At 52.9% G+C, this 15,828-nt stretch carries 16 protein-coding genes and 3 tRNA genes; 4 read left to right on the plus strand and 15 right to left on the minus strand.

The window, feature by feature from the left end; translation table 11 throughout:
• Positions 1 to 4: 4 nt before the first annotated feature.
• The 10 genes from ACT3T7_RS00395 to ACT3T7_RS00440 all read right to left on the minus strand — a co-directional run bounded on the left by ACT3T7_RS00395 (position 5) and on the right by ACT3T7_RS00440 (position 8,071).
• Entirely contained in the window at positions 5 to 307 is a 303-nt protein-coding gene (locus tag ACT3T7_RS00395) for a DUF6482 family protein (protein WP_172116093.1), read from the minus strand.
• Positions 308 to 452: 145 nt separating this feature from the next.
• Positions 453 to 746 (minus strand): hypothetical protein, encoded by a 294-nt coding sequence (locus ACT3T7_RS00400; RefSeq protein ID WP_087107793.1) that lies wholly within the window; start codon positions 744 to 746, stop codon positions 453 to 455.
• Positions 747 to 817: 71 nt separating this feature from the next.
• Positions 818 to 2,203 carry a replicative DNA helicase gene (gene dnaB, locus ACT3T7_RS00405; protein ID WP_193057058.1) on the minus strand — a complete coding sequence of 462 codons (1,386 nt, stop codon included), beginning with the start codon at positions 2,201 to 2,203 and terminating at the stop codon, positions 818 to 820.
• Between the two features lie 248 nt (positions 2,204 to 2,451).
• Positions 2,452 to 2,898, minus strand: coding sequence for a 50S ribosomal protein L9 (rplI, locus tag ACT3T7_RS00410; protein WP_172116091.1), 447 nt, complete (start codon positions 2,896 to 2,898; stop codon positions 2,452 to 2,454).
• 15 nt (positions 2,899 to 2,913) lie between these two features.
• Positions 2,914 to 3,765, minus strand: coding sequence for a hypothetical protein (locus tag ACT3T7_RS00415; protein ID WP_087107798.1), 852 nt, complete (start codon positions 3,763 to 3,765; stop codon positions 2,914 to 2,916).
• Positions 3,766 to 3,777: 12 nt separating this feature from the next.
• Entirely contained in the window at positions 3,778 to 4,005 is a 228-nt protein-coding gene (gene rpsR / locus ACT3T7_RS00420) for a 30S ribosomal protein S18 (RefSeq protein ID WP_009097135.1), read from the minus strand.
• A gap of 33 nt (positions 4,006 to 4,038) precedes the next feature.
• A complete protein-coding gene (gene rpsF / locus ACT3T7_RS00425) occupies positions 4,039 to 4,434 on the minus strand; it encodes a 30S ribosomal protein S6 (protein ID WP_087107800.1) in 396 nt (131 codons plus the stop codon).
• A 222-nt stretch (positions 4,435 to 4,656) separates the two neighbouring features.
• Entirely contained in the window at positions 4,657 to 5,454 is a 798-nt protein-coding gene (rlmB, locus tag ACT3T7_RS00430) for a 23S rRNA (guanosine(2251)-2'-O)-methyltransferase RlmB (RefSeq protein ID WP_172116090.1), read from the minus strand.
• Between the two features lie 2 nt (positions 5,455 to 5,456).
• Positions 5,457 to 7,847 (minus strand): ribonuclease R, encoded by a 2,391-nt coding sequence (rnr, locus tag ACT3T7_RS00435; protein WP_193054995.1) that lies wholly within the window; start codon positions 7,845 to 7,847, stop codon positions 5,457 to 5,459.
• Positions 7,844 to 8,071, minus strand: a complete 228-nt coding sequence (locus ACT3T7_RS00440) for a hypothetical protein (RefSeq protein WP_172116088.1) — start codon at positions 8,069 to 8,071, stop codon at positions 7,844 to 7,846. The genes rnr and ACT3T7_RS00440 overlap by 4 nt, the downstream gene beginning before the upstream one ends.
• A 33-nt stretch (positions 8,072 to 8,104) precedes the next feature.
• Between ACT3T7_RS00440 and ACT3T7_RS00445 the strand changes: the two genes are divergently transcribed.
• From ACT3T7_RS00445 to ACT3T7_RS00455, 3 genes are all read left to right on the plus strand, one after another.
• Positions 8,105 to 8,191, plus strand: a tRNA-Leu gene (locus ACT3T7_RS00445).
• A gap of 78 nt (positions 8,192 to 8,269) precedes the next feature.
• Positions 8,270 to 8,356: transfer RNA gene (locus ACT3T7_RS00450), tRNA-Leu, on the plus strand.
• A 41-nt stretch (positions 8,357 to 8,397) separates the two neighbouring features.
• Positions 8,398 to 8,484 (plus strand) — tRNA-Leu (locus tag ACT3T7_RS00455).
• A 194-nt stretch (positions 8,485 to 8,678) separates the two neighbouring features.
• On the opposite strand, the gene ACT3T7_RS00460 is transcribed toward ACT3T7_RS00455, so the two are convergent.
• Together ACT3T7_RS00460 and ACT3T7_RS00465 are read right to left on the minus strand one after the other, a co-directional pair.
• The gene (locus tag ACT3T7_RS00460) at positions 8,679 to 9,542 is read right to left on the minus strand and encodes a DNA/RNA non-specific endonuclease (RefSeq protein WP_193057060.1); all 864 of its coding nucleotides are present in this window, start codon (positions 9,540 to 9,542) and stop codon (positions 8,679 to 8,681) included.
• Positions 9,543 to 9,623: 81 nt separating this feature from the next.
• Positions 9,624 to 9,899, minus strand: coding sequence for an Lrp/AsnC family transcriptional regulator (locus ACT3T7_RS00465; RefSeq protein WP_172116086.1), 276 nt, complete (start codon positions 9,897 to 9,899; stop codon positions 9,624 to 9,626).
• Positions 9,900 to 10,289: 390 nt separating this feature from the next.
• On the opposite strand from ACT3T7_RS00465, the gene ACT3T7_RS00470 reads away from it, so the two are divergent.
• The gene (locus tag ACT3T7_RS00470) at positions 10,290 to 10,604 is read left to right on the plus strand and encodes a high-potential iron-sulfur protein (protein WP_444629735.1); all 315 of its coding nucleotides are present in this window, start codon (positions 10,290 to 10,292) and stop codon (positions 10,602 to 10,604) included.
• 63 nt (positions 10,605 to 10,667) lie between these two features.
• On the opposite strand, the gene ACT3T7_RS00475 is transcribed toward ACT3T7_RS00470, so the two are convergent.
• Genes ACT3T7_RS00475 through ACT3T7_RS00485 form a run of 3 tightly spaced genes read right to left on the minus strand, consistent with a single transcriptional unit; the run spans position 10,668 to position 15,508 of the window.
• Entirely contained in the window at positions 10,668 to 12,230 is a 1,563-nt protein-coding gene (locus tag ACT3T7_RS00475; RefSeq protein WP_444629736.1) for a SpoVR family protein, read from the minus strand.
• A gap of 25 nt (positions 12,231 to 12,255) precedes the next feature.
• Positions 12,256 to 13,545 (minus strand): YeaH/YhbH family protein, encoded by a 1,290-nt coding sequence (locus ACT3T7_RS00480; RefSeq protein ID WP_444629737.1) that lies wholly within the window; start codon positions 13,543 to 13,545, stop codon positions 12,256 to 12,258.
• 40 nt (positions 13,546 to 13,585) lie between these two features.
• On the minus strand, positions 13,586 to 15,508 hold the full coding sequence (locus tag ACT3T7_RS00485) for a PrkA family serine protein kinase (RefSeq protein WP_444629738.1): 1,923 nt from the start codon (positions 15,506 to 15,508) through the stop codon (positions 13,586 to 13,588).
• Positions 15,509 to 15,828: the final 320 nt, after the last annotated feature.

Here is a 15,828-nt window from a genome sequence, read left to right on the forward strand (position 1 = left end):
CTTTTTAAAAAACCAGCGGCATTCGTGAGGCTAGCGGCTCGCTGTAATGCGCGTCACGACCAATAACTTCGTCCTGAGGCACATGTTGAACCAGGTACGCGCGATGAATACCCGCACGTTTTAGCTCCAAATACACATCATCTAACGAGCGAAACAGCATGGGCTTACCACGTTGGGTGAGCATATGCCGCGCGCCTTCTACATCTTCAAGTTCAAGCTGATAAAAACGACTACCCGAATGCGTAATAACGCGAATTTCGAAATTATCGTGGCTATCGACGAACTGTTTAAGTGCTTTCAGTTCCATGATTCCCTCCTGTTATTGGATACAACAATAGGACCCAGCATGACTGCGTCCTATTACATTCCTGTTACCTTACATTGGCACTTATTGACCAAGAGGGCAACTTTTCAGGAGGTTTTCAGGCCATCAGTCTATTAACACAGCCAAGCTACTGATATTCAGAAGGATCAATCGCCTTACCAAGCGAGTTACGATCAATCCAGTTACCGCCCTTGGTCTCTTTGTAGCGAAATACCACGTTATCGCCGATAGCAACCGGAAGCTCAGCATCTTCTGTTTGATAGCTGTACTTCTCACCATCAACGACCAACTGATAGCGATAAAGGTCTGGCATACCCAGCCACTCTTTAAAAGGCCCTTCGCGCTCTAATTCCTGAAGTTCTCCGCGCCCTTGAAGCTTGGGAAGACGCTGACGATTACCACGCCGAAAACCACCTGCCATGAATTACTCCCGTTCGTTCTTTTTCCGTATGCTCAATATATCAAGGGCGTGATGCTGGTCACACCCTCACTCTAGTCACCAAAGGCTTCGCCATAGCTGTCGGGAGCCAGGTCTTCAAAACGGGTATATTTGCCGATAAACGCCATATGCACCGTTCCGATAGGCCCGTTACGCTGCTTACCGATAATGAGTTCAGCCAAGCCCTGATTATCTGGATTATCCTGGTTATACACCTCATCACGATAGACGAAGGCGATAACGTCCGCATCCTGCTCGATGGCGCCTGATTCCCGCAAGTCAGACATGACCGGGCGCTTGTTGGGGCGCTGCTCCAGCGAGCGGTTAAGCTGAGAAAGCGCCACTACCGGACATTTAAACTCTTTCGCCAAGCCTTTTAGCGAGCGCGAAATTTCCGATATTTCCCCCGTGCGGTTTTCAGAAAAACCGGGGATCTGCATTAACTGAAGGTAGTCGATCATGATCAGCGCCATATTGCCGTGCTCACGCACGACACGGCGCAAACGCGAGCGCATTTCATTAGGTGAAAGCGCAGCGGTGTCATCGATAAAAAGCTGCTTATCTTTAAGCAGATTGACCGCCGACGTTAGGCGCGGCCAATCCTCATCCTCCAACTGCCCCGAACGCACGCGGGTTTGGTCGATGCGCCCAAGCGATGACAGCACCCTAAGCATCAGCGATTCAGCCGGCATCTCCATGGAGAACACCATCACGGGCTTATCGCTGGCGATAACCGCGTGTTCGACCAGGTTCATCGCAAACGTGGTTTTACCCATGGAGGGACGCCCGGCAATGATGACCAGGTCCGAAGGCTGAAGCCCTGACGTCATTTCATCTAGATCACGGAAGCCGGTTGATAGCCCCGTCATTTCGCCCTTCAGGTTGAAGAGCTCATCAATGCGATCAACCGCCTTGGTCAGAAGCTCACTCATGCCAATCGGGCCACCCGTTTTAGGGCGCTCTTCGGCAATCTGAAAAACCAACCGCTCAGCTTCATTAAGCAGCTCATCGGCTGGCCGCCCCTGGGGGGCAAAGGCGCCTTCTGCAATCTGATTCGCCGCTCGAATCAGCTTTCTAAGCGTTGCCCGCTCACGCACAATATCCGAATAGGCGCGAATATTACTCGCCGAAGGCGTATTGCGGGCAAGCTCCGCCAGGAAAGCCAAGCCACCCACGGTATCCAGGTGATCTCGCTCTTCAAGCGCTTCTGACAAGGTGATGACATCAAGGGGTTGTCCAGACTCTGCCAGATGAATCATGACGTTAAACACCAAACGGTGCTCATAACGATAAAAGTCATCGGCTACCAGGCGCTCGGAAACCGTATCCCACGCCTGATTATCCAGCATTAGCCCGCCTAACACCGACTGCTCCGCCTCCAGCGAATGCGGCGGCAGCTTCAGCGCTGCCGTTTCCTGATCAGCAGAAGGCTGGTCCATAGCGAGCTCCTTTCAATAGTGCAGCATAGCCGACAAAGACCACTATCTTAATCGGACAAACCGTTAGCAACCACCGCTAGGTCATCGCATAAAGGGTTATTTCTAAACGCTCAGGGCTTTCAACAAACCACTAGCCGCTTGGAAATAGGCCTTCTTTAAATGGCACAGGGCTTAAATAACACAGGGCTTAAATAACAAAGGGCGCGGGAAATCCCGCGCCCTTTTGGCGTAAATAGCAGCAGCAAAGTTTACTCTGCGACGACTACCACGCGAACAACGGCGTCCACTTCTGCATGCAGGTGGAGGTCGATGTCGTATTCGCCAGTTTGACGAATCGGGCCTTGCGGCATACGCACTTCGCTCTTGGCAACCTCGATGCCAGCAGAGGAAATAGCGTCGGCCAGATCACGCGGACCGATAGAACCAAACAACTTGCCTTCGTCGCCAGCTTTAGACACAAGCGAAAGCTCGATGTCGTTCAGCTGCTCAGCGCGGGCTTGGGCTTCTGCTTTACGCTCAGCCGCTTGAGCTTCAAGCTCAGCACGCTGTGCCTGGAACGCGTCAACGTTCTCTTTGGTGGCCGGTACGGCTAAACCGTAAGGCACCAGGTAGTTACGACCATAACCAGGCTTAACAGTGACCTTGTCACCCAGGCCGCCCAGCTTACCAATGTTGTCGAGCAGAATGACTTCCATCTCGTAAACCTCTTGTCAGTTGCCGCGGGCAAGGCGTGCGCGAATGTTCGCGAATGTATCAATCAGCCCCAACAGCAGCACAATGAGAATCGTGGGCCAGGTCGTGATCAGCAGCACATAAAATGCTACCAGCCACAGCCCGTTCATCCCCTTTAATCCAATATAACCATGCACTAACGCAATGCCGGCAACGAGTAGTGGTATCCAGCCGAGTACTGCTAACGCATGCCCCCCAAGCATCATGCCGACCACACAAAGCACCGCTAACACGGCAAGCTCTTTAGGTGCGAGTCGTAACGCATGAAACTCTTCACGAAACCCGCCCGGGTTATATAACCCCGCTTGCCAGCTTCGCGCCAAGGCTAAACATGCAATCGACGCAATCAGAACCACAAGCCCCGTAACGCCCCCTACCACAATGGCAGCCAGCATTTGGGTATCGTACCCCTGATTAGCCAACTCTGTGAGCATACGATCAACGTCCGGAGAGCCTTGTCGTAGTTGCTCAAGCATTGGCCCCATGTCGCCTGGCAGGCTAAAGATGCCGAACTGTACCATTGCTGCAGCCACGAAGGTGCCCGCCAGCAACGCTTCACTCCAACGCATCCGTTCACGCAAGACAACCGCCATCAGCGTTACCAGCAATACGCTGGCCAGCGGGATAACGTCGCCTTGCGACCACCAAAAACCGGCGGGTAGCGCCGCTGCGATAATAACCGGTAGCGCAGGTGCAAAGCCTTTACGCAGGGTTACCAAAGCAGCAATAGCAGCACCTAACCAAAACAGCCACGGCACTAACGTGGCCAGCGCTGCCCCGCCTACGGCGTAAGGCAGCCCTCGCATTAGCCATCTTGCCAGTGCCAGCATCACGTTAAACGCTTACTGGTGGCTATCGGAGTAGGGCAGCAGCGCCAGGTAGCGCGAACGCTTGATAGCAGTCGCCAACTGACGCTGGTAGCGTGCTTTAGTGCCGGTGATACGGCTCGGAACGATCTTGCCAGTTTCGGTGATATAAGCTTTCAGGGTGTCCAGATCTTTATAGTCGATCTGCTTGACGCCTTCAGCAGTGAAGCGGCAAAACTTACGGCGACGGAAAAAACGTGCCATGGATTAGCTCCTTAAAACGTGCAGTGGATAGAATCAGGCAGTTTCGACGTCTGAATCAGACTCGGACTCATCAGCGCGCGACTTGTCTTCGCGACGCGGACGCTTCTCTTCTGCCGGCTTCATCATCGGAGAAGCTTCAGTAACCGCTTCCTTGCAGCGTACAACCAGGCTGCGGATGATGGCATCGTTGAAGCGGAAGATGTTCTCGATTTCTTCGAGCGTCTCGCCAGTACATTCAACGTTCATCAGCACGTAGTGGGCTTTGTGGATCTTGTTGATCGGGTAAGCCAGGTGACGACGGCCCCAATCTTCAAGACGATGTACAGTACCAGCGTTTTCGGTAACGATGCTGGTGTAGCGCTCGACCATAGCCGGCACTTGCTCGCTCTGATCCGGATGGACCATAAACACGATTTCATAATGACGCATGAGATCTCCTTGCGGTTTGACAGCTTCCGGTGTGTGCCCCGCACAAGCGAGAACGACGACAGGGAAGCAAGGAGTTACTGAAATGCACCTAACTTACCGCCAAACGGCAATTTAAGGCATTAAGCAGAACTGGTGTTCAACTAACGTACAGGTATTTAACCAACGTAAACATCTGCGCCCGCCTGTAGACAAACGGGCGCAGGTATTCTAGTGGGCGCAGGGTTAACTTGCAAGCTGGCGTTGTCGTACTGCCTCAAACAAACAAATCCCGGTAGCCACAGAGACATTAAGGCTTGAAACCTGCCCTGCCATAGGTAGCTTGGCCAGGTTATCGCAGGCTTCCCGGGTTAAACGCCGCATGCCCTTCCCTTCTGCTCCCATTACTAGCGCAGTAGGGCCGGTCAAATCGATGTCAAATACACTAGCCTGGGCTTCACCTGCTGTACCGGTAATCCATACGCCGGCATCTTTAAGCTTGGCAAGCGTACGCGCCATGTTGGTGACCTGATAAACCGGCACTACCTCGGCAGCACCGCAAGCCACTTTACGCACGGTTGCGTTTAGCGGTGCCGCCTTGTCTTTTGCCACAATAACGCCATGTGCCCCAGCAGCATCGGCGCTGCGCAAGCAGGCACCAAAGTTATGCACGTCTGTCACGCCATCCAGCACTAGCAAAAGTGGCGGTGTTGGCGCCTGCCAGGCACGCAGCTTTAACCACAAGGACTCTTCGCCTTCAGGCGTAAGTGGCGGGCAGAACGCCACCACTCCCTGATGCGCAGCCCCTTGAGTCAACTGGTCCAGCAGGTCACGCGGCTGCTCTTTAATTCGCGCACCACGCGCTTGCGCCTGAGCAACCACTTCGGCCAAACGACTACCGGCTCCTTGCTGAACCCATAGCTCGCGCGGCGTTTCACCGCGCTCCAACAAACTTTGCAAGGCGTGGGTACCATAGACCTGGTCCAGCCCATCCGGCGTACGTACCGTAGTACGTGCACCACGTCGAGACGACGCCGATTTCATACTTAACTTCTCCTGGGCGTTGACTGACGCGTACGTCGCGGGCCACGACGCGTAGATGGCTTATCTTTTTTGGGCGCAGCGTCGCTCTTGGGAGCGGCCGCTTCATTAGTGTCGCCACTGCGGCGTTTACGCGGCTGGCGGCGCGGGCGAGGCTTATCGTCGGTCAAACTGAAATCAATTTTCCGGTCGTCCATATCGACGCGCGCCACTTGCACCGTCAAGCCATCACCCAAGCGATAGGTGGTACCGGTACGCTCGCCTTTCAGGCGATGCTTCTCTGCCTCATAGTGATAATAATCCGACGGCAGCGACGTCACATGCACCAGGCCTTCGACATAGAACGCATCCAGACGCACAAACAAGCCAAACTGGGTAACCGACGCAATCGTGCCTTCAAAGGTTTCGCCCAGCTTGTCGGACATAAACTCGCACTTCAGCCAGCTTTCTACATCCCGGGTCGCTTCATCGGCGCGACGCTCAGTCATTGAGCAGTGTTCGCCAAGTTCAAGCATCTGCTCAAATGTATAAGGACACCATTTGCTCGGCGGATCGACCGGCGCTCCGTCAACGCGCACGACGGTATTGGTTTGACGCGGCCCCCGAATAACCGAACGAATGGCACGATGTACGAGCAGATCAGGATAACGACGAATCGGCGACGTAAAGTGCGCATACGCCTGATATGCCAAGCCGAAGTGACCTTCATTCTGCGGTGAGTACACCGCCTGATTCATGGAGCGCAGCATGACCGTCTGGATAATATCGGCATCAGGGCGATCAACAATTGCCTCACGAAGCGCCTGATAATCCTGCGGGGTAGGCATATCGCCGCCACCCACGGAAAGGCCCAGCTCATTCAGGAACAAGCGCAGCTTATCCAATCGCTCAGGCGTTGGCCGCTCATGAATACGGTACAGCGCGGGCAGATCGTGCTTATCAAGAAAACGTGCGGTCGCAACGTTCGCGGCCAGCATGCACTCCTCAATTAACTTGTGCGCATCGTTACGCTTACGCGGCACAATTTTTTCGATCTTGCGCTCGTCGTTGAAAATGATCGCCGTTTCAGTGGTATCAAAATCAATCGCGCCACGCGTTTCACGAGCCCCGCGTAGCAAGTGATAAAGCTCATGCAGGTTTTGTAGCGGCTTCACCAGCTCGCGGTGCTCCTCACGCAGCGCATTACCCTCTTCGCTCTCGTTATCAAGCATCGCCGCCACGCTGTTGTAAGTGAGGCGAGCATGAGAGTTCATCACGGCTTCATAGAAGGAGTAGCGGCTAATCGCCCCAGTCTTGGAGATATTCATCTCGCAGACCATGACCAGACGATCCACGTTCGGATTGAGCGAACAAAGACCGTTGGATAAAAGCTCCGGCAGCATGGGCACCACCTGCCCCGGGAAATACACCGAGTTACCCCGCGTGCGGGCTTCATTATCCAGCGCCGTCCCCGGACGCACATAGTGAGAGACATCCGCAATCGCGACGAGTAGCTTCCAACTGCCTGACTTGGTTTGCCAGGCGCACACGGCATCATCAAAGTCCTTGGCAGACTCATCATCAATCGTAACCAGCGGTGTATCTCGCAGGTCAACGCGATGCTTTTTATCTTCCTCCAGCACTTCCGCTGAAATGCCGCTGGTTTGGTCCAGCACCTCAGGCGGAAATTCAGCAGGAATATCGTAGCTACGAATCGCAATATCGATTTCCATGCCAGGGTCCATACGCTCACCCAACACTTCAATCACTTCACCCACAGGCTGCACGCGGGTAGCCGGCTGCTGAACAATTCTGGCCGAAATCACCTGGCCATCCTTCGCCCCAGCGCAGGCACTGTGAGGAATAATAACTTCCTGAGTAATACGCGGATTTTCAGGAATCAGTATGCCAAATTCCGGCGTATTGCTGCGATATACACCCACCATTGTTTGCGTATTGCGGGCGATCACATCGGCAATGGTCGCTTCGTCGCGGCCACGGCGGTCTGTGCCGCTGATACGGACCAATACATGGTCACCACTGAACACGCGACGCATCTGGCGAGGAGGTAACAACAGATCTGGTTTTTTACCATCATCACGAATCAAGAAGCCAAAACCGTCCCGGTGCCCCAGTACGCTGCCCTTGATCAAATCAAGCTTATCAATTAATGCATAAGCGCCGCGACGGTCACGCAACACTTGACCATCACGCTCCATGGCCGCCATCCGGCGGCGAACGGCTTCAAGGTGATCTTCGTCCTCGATGCCCAGCATGCGGCTCATATTTTCATGGGTAATCGGTTTGCCGTACGTTTCCAACGCCGCTAACAGATACTCACGACTAGGCGCCGGGTTATCATATTTTTGCGCCTCGCGCTCGGCGTGCGGATCATCACTCAACGTCCAATACTTCATGCGATCGACATCCTTAATTGCATTTGCGGGAGGCGGACAAAAACAGCAGCGGATAGTCGCTGCAGGTAGGGATAGTCAGCGACTGCGTTAATAGGCAGTAAGCTGAAAAACGTCATATTTTGTTTGGTCATGGGGCCAGTATAGCGCTGCATGTTCCATGACCCAACCACCTTAAGCAGCAATTGTGCGATTTGCGCCATAAAATTATCTTTCAGGTCTTGCATTTAACCAGCGCCCCGGTATCATACGCGCCACTTGCCCAGATGGCGGAATTGGTAGACGCGCTAGCTTCAGGTGCTAGTGTCCGTATGGACGTGGAGGTTCAAGTCCTCTTCTGGGCACCACGCTTTCTCATGTTATCCTCTTTTCATGAGTAGCGGGTGCAGTGGCAAGTTGATGTGGTTGATGCTTGATATGTATTCGCCCAGGTGGCGGAATTGGTAGACGCGCTAGCTTCAGGTGCTAGTGTCCGTATGGACGTGGAGGTTCAAGTCCTCTCCTGGGCACCATACGAATACAATCAGCAAAATACCCGCAGTACAAATGATGCGCCCAGGTGGCGGAATTGGTAGACGCGCTAGCTTCAGGTGCTAGTGTCCGTATGGACGTGGAGGTTCAAGTCCTCTCCTGGGCACCATTACGTTGGTCCCGTCCGCATCATTAAACGATCCTTTCTATTATTAATCCCCATATTTTGAATATTGCGCCTACGTTTGCGCTGTTTTACTACGTCGTATTTAGCCTCCTTATTTCGTCGATGTCACTGAGGGCTTTCCCGCCCCCAGCTGAAGCACATTAAATAGTCCACTTACGCTAATCAAAAACGTTACGCTACTGAAAACGCCCAGGTCGCCGTGCGACCTCCTCCAGTGCCCATCCTTGCGTACGCAACTCACCTTCCAGCACGGTTTCCATTTCGGGTGTCAGGTCCGGGAAAAAATTAAGCCCGGTACGCGCTTCTATGTCATTAATAGTGACCAGGTAGTCATCTAACGGTTCGTTGCCGCGAACATCCTGGGGCATGATGAACGCCAGCGCGAGCGGTGCCTCATCGTGTGGGGCAACAATAATCTTATAGAACGCCTCTGGCACTTCGACAAAGCCCACCCGATTAAACACATTATCCATAAAATGTTCAGGAAATATCGGCCCGGTAATCACCTGCACGCGATCAAAACGCGGCGCAAAGTGATTGATCACCGACTCTTCCAACCGCTGCCATAGCTGACGATTTAGATTAGGCCGCTGCGGCGTCATGTTACTCATCAAAAACGTATCAACCTGGGCATCGCGCCCGTGCACTGCGGCAATGGCATAGTTAGGTGCCATATGTCCCCGGTCATAGCCACTCCGGGCATAGCTGTCGGTTTTTACCGGCCAGAGGGTCCGCCAATCCGCTTGAAAACTGGGCCGTGAGCCAATCTGCGTCCCCTCCGGCACCGCCTCCAGTTGGTAACTCACCCACAGCGGGTTAACACGCACATCCGACCAGCCAACTAAATAGCCCTCATTGCGTAATACGCGGTGAAACGTGGTGGGATGAAAACTCTCCCACGTGGGAACGCCCATCCAGGTATACGCATCCTGGTGCTGGCGCTCCTGAAACTCCCATAACCCCGCTCCCGCGACCACAAACAGCAAAGCGACGCCCAGACGTCGCCCCTCTCGACGCCAGCGCCAAAACGATATCCCCACGTTCCCCTACTCCCCACACGCTAATTTTTATCGCCCGCTTATGACACGCGGCCATTGCGGTGGCCGGTGCCTATGTCCACATTACCAGCCTAGTGAAAACATGGTTTCAAGGTCGTGGCGTGAATGTACCTGCATGGCGTTAAGCGTTTCCGTATCGCTGATCCCCTCAACCTCGTTAAGGCGCTCGGTCACCAGCTCAGCCAAGCTTTCAAAATTCGGGGTACGCGCAATGGCGACCAGATCATAACGCCCACAGGTGGAGTACACCTCACTAATGCCTTCCACGTCCGCTAAACGCTCTGCTACTGCTTTGACCTGGCCTTTTTCAGTATTAATTAAAATAACTGCGTTTTGCATAGCGCCCTCACTAAAAAAATGTAAGTGATACCGAGGCCTATCGTCATTTTACTCACACCGTCTACACCTGTTTAGTGGCGTAATACGCAAGAAAAACGTCAACAGCCGCCAAAGCGTGGAGTATAACAGGCCTGGTTAAATCCGCAGCTTGGGCACGAAATCTCTCTAAATCCTTGCCTTGAACGAAGAAGTCGCGCGCCACGCATCTATTCGTTAGCATGGGCGGATAACAACGCGATATTTAGGGTCAAACGGTTGGTGCTCAAAACAGCATGTAACAAAACGGTCAGTAATAAACCGTTAGTCATTGACCGCTAGTAATAAACAGAAGCGATGGCCCACCATCCGATCACCGTGACTTATCGATGAGAGTGACCTTAAGGAGAGATCATGGCTAATCAGAGCCGCCGTCATTTTATACGCACCAGTGTATGGGGGCTGGCAGCCCTACCCTTGGGCATCGGTATTTTATCGAAAACGGCCTTTGCTCAATCGCTACCTCGCCTTGACCCTTCCGTACCGAGTGCCCAAGCGCTGAGCTATGTTGAAAAAGCGAGCGATGCCAGCGACCACCCTGCTTATAAATCAGGTGAACGGTGCGACAACTGCATGTTTTATACCTCTGGTAATCAAGGCTGCCAGCTGTTTCCTGAAAACAGCGTTGAACCTGGTGGCTGGTGTCAATCCTGGGTAGCTCAGGGGTAACGCGGCTAAAAGCCCTGCCAAACGCAGGGCGTTATACGTTGCTCGCCTGTACGTTGTAATCATTTACGGATTGTCTTTACTCTCCTCCTCTATGGGCCAACGGTAGCGATGCGTCACCCGCCCTTCATCCATGGAAACCAGTCGTACAGGGAACCCCCAAAGCTCATGCAGGTGCCGAATAACCGGGTAGACACTACGTCCAAGGGGGCGGCGACAATCCTGGACATGGTGCAGTGTTAATGAGCGATCACCCCGGATATCAGCCTCAACCACTTGAATATTTGGCTCTTTCACCGATAGCGCGTACTGAGTAGAAAGCGCATCGCGCACCCGGCGATAGCCCTGTTCATTATGAATAGCCGCAACTTCGAGTGTTTCCGACTGATCATCATCCACAATTAAAAATAGCTTAAGGTCGCGCATTACCTTGGGCGACAGAAACTGCTGAATAAACGACTCATCCTTAAAGTTGCGCATAGCAAATTCAAGCGTACTACGCCAAGGCGTACCCGCAATATCAGCAAACCACTGATAATCCTCCTCGGTCGGTGCTTCGCATATCCGTTTGATGTCCATAAAGATGGCAAACCCCAACGCATACGGATTGATACCGTTGAAGTAAGGACTATCAAAGTCAGGTTGATTAATGACCGCGGCGTGAGACTGCAAGAACTCAAGCATCAGACCTTCATCAACATCGCCTTCGTCATACAAGCGATTCATCAACGTGTAATGCCAAAAGCATGCCCACCCCTCATTCATGACCTGAGTTTGGCGCTGGGGGTAAAAATACTGCGCCAGCTTGCGCACAATACGTACTATTTCACGCTGCCAAGGGGCCAATAACGGGGCATTTTTTTCAATAAAATAGAGCAGATTTTCCTGAGGCTCCGGCGGGTAAATTCCGCCGCTGTGCAGTCCTAGCGGATCGTTGTCGCTGTTAAGGCTACCAGGCAGCGGTGACGCATTGTCAGGCGGCTCAGGAATCGTACGCCACAACATATTCACTTGCGTTTGCAGGTAGGCTTCCCGTTCATCCTGGCGCCTGGCCTCCTCTTCAGCCGAGATCGGCGAAGGTCGCTTATAGCGGTCAACGCCGTAATTTTGCAGCGCGTGACACGCATCCAACAGTTGCTCAACCGCATGGACGCCGTGGCGCTCTTCACATTTGGCAATGTAGTGACGTGCAAACACCAGATAATCAACGATCGATTCAGCATCGGTCCAGGTCCGAAACAGATAATTGCCCTTGAAGAAGGAATTATGCCCATAGCAGGCATGCGCCATGACCAGCACCTGCATCATCAAGGTGTTTTCTTCCATCAAATAGGCAATACAAGGGTTGGAATTAATCACCAACTCGTACGCCAGGCCCATTTGGCCGCGTTTGTAAGCGTGCTCAACGGCCAGAAACTGCTTACCAAATGACCAGTGATGGTAGCCCACCGGCATACCCACGCTGGCGTAGGCATCCATCATCTGCTCGGTGGTGATGACTTCCATTTGATTGGGGTACGTATCCAGGCGGTACTCATCAGCAAGCACAGCGAGCTTGTCGTTAAAGCGCTCCAAGACGCTAAAGCTCCAGTCAGAACCGGTCGCAATGGGCTTTTGGGATGCATTCATAGCGCACTCCTCAACACGCACGCGTTTAGCGCGCTTGGTTCAAGCGGCGTTTAAACAGCTCACGAAAAACAGGATAAATATCGCTGGCTTCGACAATTTGGCGCATCGTAAAGCGTTCAGGAAAGTGCTCAGCAACGCTCTGATACTCATGCCAAAGCGACTGATGATCGTGAGGGGTGATTTCTACATATGCGTAGTACTGAAGTTGAGGCATCAACTTTTTAATCAGCAAATTGCGACAGGTACTGGAATCATCGTCCCAATTGTCGCCATCCGATGCCTGGGCCACGTATAAATTCCACTGCTCGGCGGGATAGCGCTTTTGAATAATGTTATCCACCAGCGTGAGTGCGCTTGAGACAATGGTGCCGCCCGTTTCGCGGGAGTAAAAGAACTCCTCCTCACTCACTTCTTTTGCGGCAGTATGGTGGCGAACAAACACCAGCTCGACCTTTTCGTAGTGCTTCTCTAAAAAAAGGTAAAGCAGCAGAAAAAACCGCTTCGCAATGTCTTTATGGTTCTGGGTCATGGAGCCTGAAACATCCATGACACAGAACATTACCGCCTGGCTTGAGGGCTGAGGTTGCGCGGCCAACTGGTGATAGCGCAAATCGTAGGTATCAATAAACGGCACTGCCTCGATGCGTTTCTTTAAACGCTCGATGTCAGCCTTCAGTTCAGCTACCCGTGCCGGATTACGTAGCACGCTGTCCTTGCGCTCTTCTGCCTCCAGCGCTTGCTCAGCTTCTTTTAGCGCTCGCTTGATCGGTGCTCGCATGGCAATACGGCGGGCGTAAGCCTCCCGCATGGAACGCGTAATACTGATACGCGAGGGCACGCCATCCCGGGAAAGGCCCGCGCGCACCATTTTCACTTCTTCCAATGATTTAAGCGGCTTACGCTGCAGGTGCGGAAGCTCCAGACCATCGAAAACAAACTCTAAAAACTCCTCTCGGCTAAGCGTAAACGCAAACTCATCGTTACCTTCGCCTTGGTCAGAAGCGCTCCCTTCACCCGCGCCGCCTCCGCCGCCTTGGCCACCGGGGCGGCGAATCCTGTCACCCTGTAAAAACTCTTTATTACCCGGCGAAACGATATTGTGCGCCCCGCCGGGGCCATGCTGAAACACCGGCTCGGAAATGTCCTTGGTGGGGATAGAGATTTTTTCACCGCGCTCCATATCGGTAATGGAGCGGCGGTTAACTGCCTCTTCAACAGAGCGCTTGATATGCTGACGGTAGCGCTCCAAAAAGCGCTGCCGGTTAACCGCGCTCTTATGTTTAGCGTTAGGTCTTCGATCAATAAAGTAGGTCATACGACCTCCTTAACCCAAAGGGCCTTTGCAGTACCGGCGCTTACTGCGACTTACGCACGCGCAGGTACCACTCGGAAAGCAGGCGCACCTGCTTCTCGGTATAGCCGCGCTCCACCATCCGAGCGACGAAGTCCTCGTGTTTTTTCTGGTCCGACGTTGAGGCCTTGGCGTTAAACGAGATGACCGGCAAAAGCTCTTCGGTATTGGCAAACATCTTGTGCTCAATAACCCCTTTAAGCTTCTCATACGACTGCCAGCTGGGGTTCATACCGTTGTTCTGGGCGCGCGCTCGCAGCACAAAGTTCACCACTTCATGACGGAAGTCCTTGGGATTGGAAATGCCCGCTGGCTTCTCAATTTTTTCAAGCTCTTCATTAAGCGATTGGCGATTTAACTGCTCGCCAGTATCCGGGTCACGGTACTCCTGGTCTTGAATCCAGAAATCGGCATAGGTCACATAGCGATCAAAAATATTCTGCCCATACTCGCTGTAGGATTCGAGATAAGCCGTTTGGATCTCTTTGCCAATAAACTCCACATAGCGCGGCGCCAAAAATTCTTTAATAAAGCCCAGATAACGCTCAAATACTTCAGAGGGTAGTTGCTCACGCTCAAGCGCTTGCTCCAACACATACAGCAGGTGTACCGGGTTAGCGGCAACCTCGGTGCTGTCAAAGTTAAATACCTTGGAAAGAATCTTGAACGCAAAACGGGTGGAGAGGCCTTGCATACCTTCGTCCACGCCTGCCGCATCGCGGTACTCTTGTATCGATTTGGCACGCGGATCGGTATCTTTTAGATTTTCGCCATCGTACACGCGCATTTTGGAGTAGATACTGGAGTTCTCGGGCACTTTTAACCGAGACAGTACCGAGAATTGCGCCAGCATGCGCAGCGTATCGGGTGCGCAGGGTGCGGCATTGAGGGAAGAGTCTTCCAGTAGCTTTTGATAGATTTTGATCTCTTCAGACACTCGCAAGCAGTAAGGCACTTTGACGATATATACACGGTCAAGAAAGGCCTCGTTGTTGCGGTTATTGCGAAATGCCTGCCACTCGGATTCGTTGGAGTGCGCCAGAATAATGCCATCAAACGGAATGGCGCCCATCCCCTCCGTTGGGTTGTAATTCCCCTCTTGGGTGGCAGTCAACAGCGGATGCAGCACCTTGATGGGCGCCTTAAACATCTCAACGAATTCCATTAACCCCTGGTTAGCGCGGCAAAGCCCGCCCGAGAAGCTATAAGCATCCGGGTCATCCTGGGAGTAAAGCTCAAGCTGACGGATATCGACTTTACCCACTAACGAGGAGATATCCTGGTTATTCTCGTCACCCGGTTCCGTTTTAGAAATTGCTACCTGGTGCAGCCGCGAGGGATAAAGGCGCACTACACGAAACTGGGAAATATCGCCGCCGTACTCTTTTAAACGCTTGGCGGCCCAAGGGGACATCACACTTTTCAGATAGCGCGGCGCAACTCCATACTCTTTTTCAAGCAGTTCGCCATCCTCTTCCGGTGAAAACAACCCAAGCGGCGACTCATAAACGGGTGAGCCTTTAATGGCGTAAAAAGGAATACGCTCCATTAGCAGTTTTAAGCGCTCCGCAAGTGATGATTTACCGCCACCCACCGGCCCCAGCAGATAGAGAATCTGCTTGCGCTCCTCAAGTCCTTGGGCGGCATGACGGAAGTAAGCCACTATCTGCTCAATGGCCTCCTCCATACCATGAAACTCAGCAAAAACCGGGTAGCGGCGTATTACCTTATTGGAAAAAATACGCGATAAGCGCGGATCCTTTGCCGTATCAATCACAGCAGGCTCGCCGATGGCGTCCAACATGCGCTCCGCGGCGCTGGCATAAACCGTTGGGTCACGACGACAAAGCGCCAGATACTCTTCCAAACTCATGTCTTCTTGCTGCACGCGGGCAAAACGGTCTTGAACGTGGTCAAAGATGCTCATGAAACCCTCCTATGGCCATCCCCAGGCAATCACCACCCGGATGAATATTTTATCGTGGTGAGCCGAACGAGGTGTCGCTCTATTAGCGTAGCCAGCATTAGCAAAATGTGATGACTAAAACTTCAACGCTAACATGTGATACGCATAGGCATACGCCAGAAAAGTCCCGCACTTCAAAGGCAGAATGTTGATACAACAGGGTTTTAACCAAAAAGCACTTCATCAGAAACGTTTAACGATTCACTAATGATCAACATTGGCATGGCGGGCCAGGCGTCACGCCTTTTTATTGAGCGTCTACAAAAAAACCGCCGCTGCGT

The organism is Halomonas sp. 111 (assembly GCF_052379685.1).
GTDB lineage: Bacteria > Pseudomonadota > Gammaproteobacteria > Pseudomonadales > Halomonadaceae > Vreelandella > Vreelandella citrativorans.

Coding starts and splice junctions, on each gene's coding strand:
- ACT3T7_RS00465 (WP_172116086.1), bottom strand. CDS start 9,899: ATGCAAAACGCAGTTATTTTAATTAATACTGAAAAAGGCCAGGTCAAA.
- rlmB (WP_172116090.1), bottom strand. CDS start 5,454: ATGAAATCGGCGTCGTCTCGACGTGGTGCACGTACTACGGTACGTACG.
- dnaB (WP_193057058.1), bottom strand. CDS start 2,203: ATGGACCAGCCTTCTGCTGATCAGGAAACGGCAGCGCTGAAGCTGCCG.
- rnr (WP_193054995.1), bottom strand. CDS start 7,847: ATGAAGTATTGGACGTTGAGTGATGATCCGCACGCCGAGCGCGAGGCG.
- ACT3T7_RS00415 (WP_087107798.1), bottom strand. CDS start 3,765: ATGCTGGCACTGGCAAGATGGCTAATGCGAGGGCTGCCTTACGCCGTA.
- ACT3T7_RS00470 (WP_444629735.1), top strand. CDS start 10,290: ATGGCTAATCAGAGCCGCCGTCATTTTATACGCACCAGTGTATGGGGG.
- rpsF (WP_087107800.1), bottom strand. CDS start 4,434: ATGCGTCATTATGAAATCGTGTTTATGGTCCATCCGGATCAGAGCGAG.
- ACT3T7_RS00440 (WP_172116088.1), bottom strand. CDS start 8,071: ATGCAAGACCTGAAAGATAATTTTATGGCGCAAATCGCACAATTGCTG.
- ACT3T7_RS00400 (WP_087107793.1), bottom strand. CDS start 746: ATGGCAGGTGGTTTTCGGCGTGGTAATCGTCAGCGTCTTCCCAAGCTT.
- rpsR (WP_009097135.1), bottom strand. CDS start 4,005: ATGGCACGTTTTTTCCGTCGCCGTAAGTTTTGCCGCTTCACTGCTGAA.
- rplI (WP_172116091.1), bottom strand. CDS start 2,898: ATGGAAGTCATTCTGCTCGACAACATTGGTAAGCTGGGCGGCCTGGGT.
- ACT3T7_RS00485 (WP_444629738.1), bottom strand. CDS start 15,508: ATGAGCATCTTTGACCACGTTCAAGACCGTTTTGCCCGCGTGCAGCAA.
- ACT3T7_RS00475 (WP_444629736.1), bottom strand. CDS start 12,230: ATGAATGCATCCCAAAAGCCCATTGCGACCGGTTCTGACTGGAGCTTT.
- ACT3T7_RS00480 (WP_444629737.1), bottom strand. CDS start 13,545: ATGACCTACTTTATTGATCGAAGACCTAACGCTAAACATAAGAGCGCG.
- ACT3T7_RS00395 (WP_172116093.1), bottom strand. CDS start 307: ATGGAACTGAAAGCACTTAAACAGTTCGTCGATAGCCACGATAATTTC.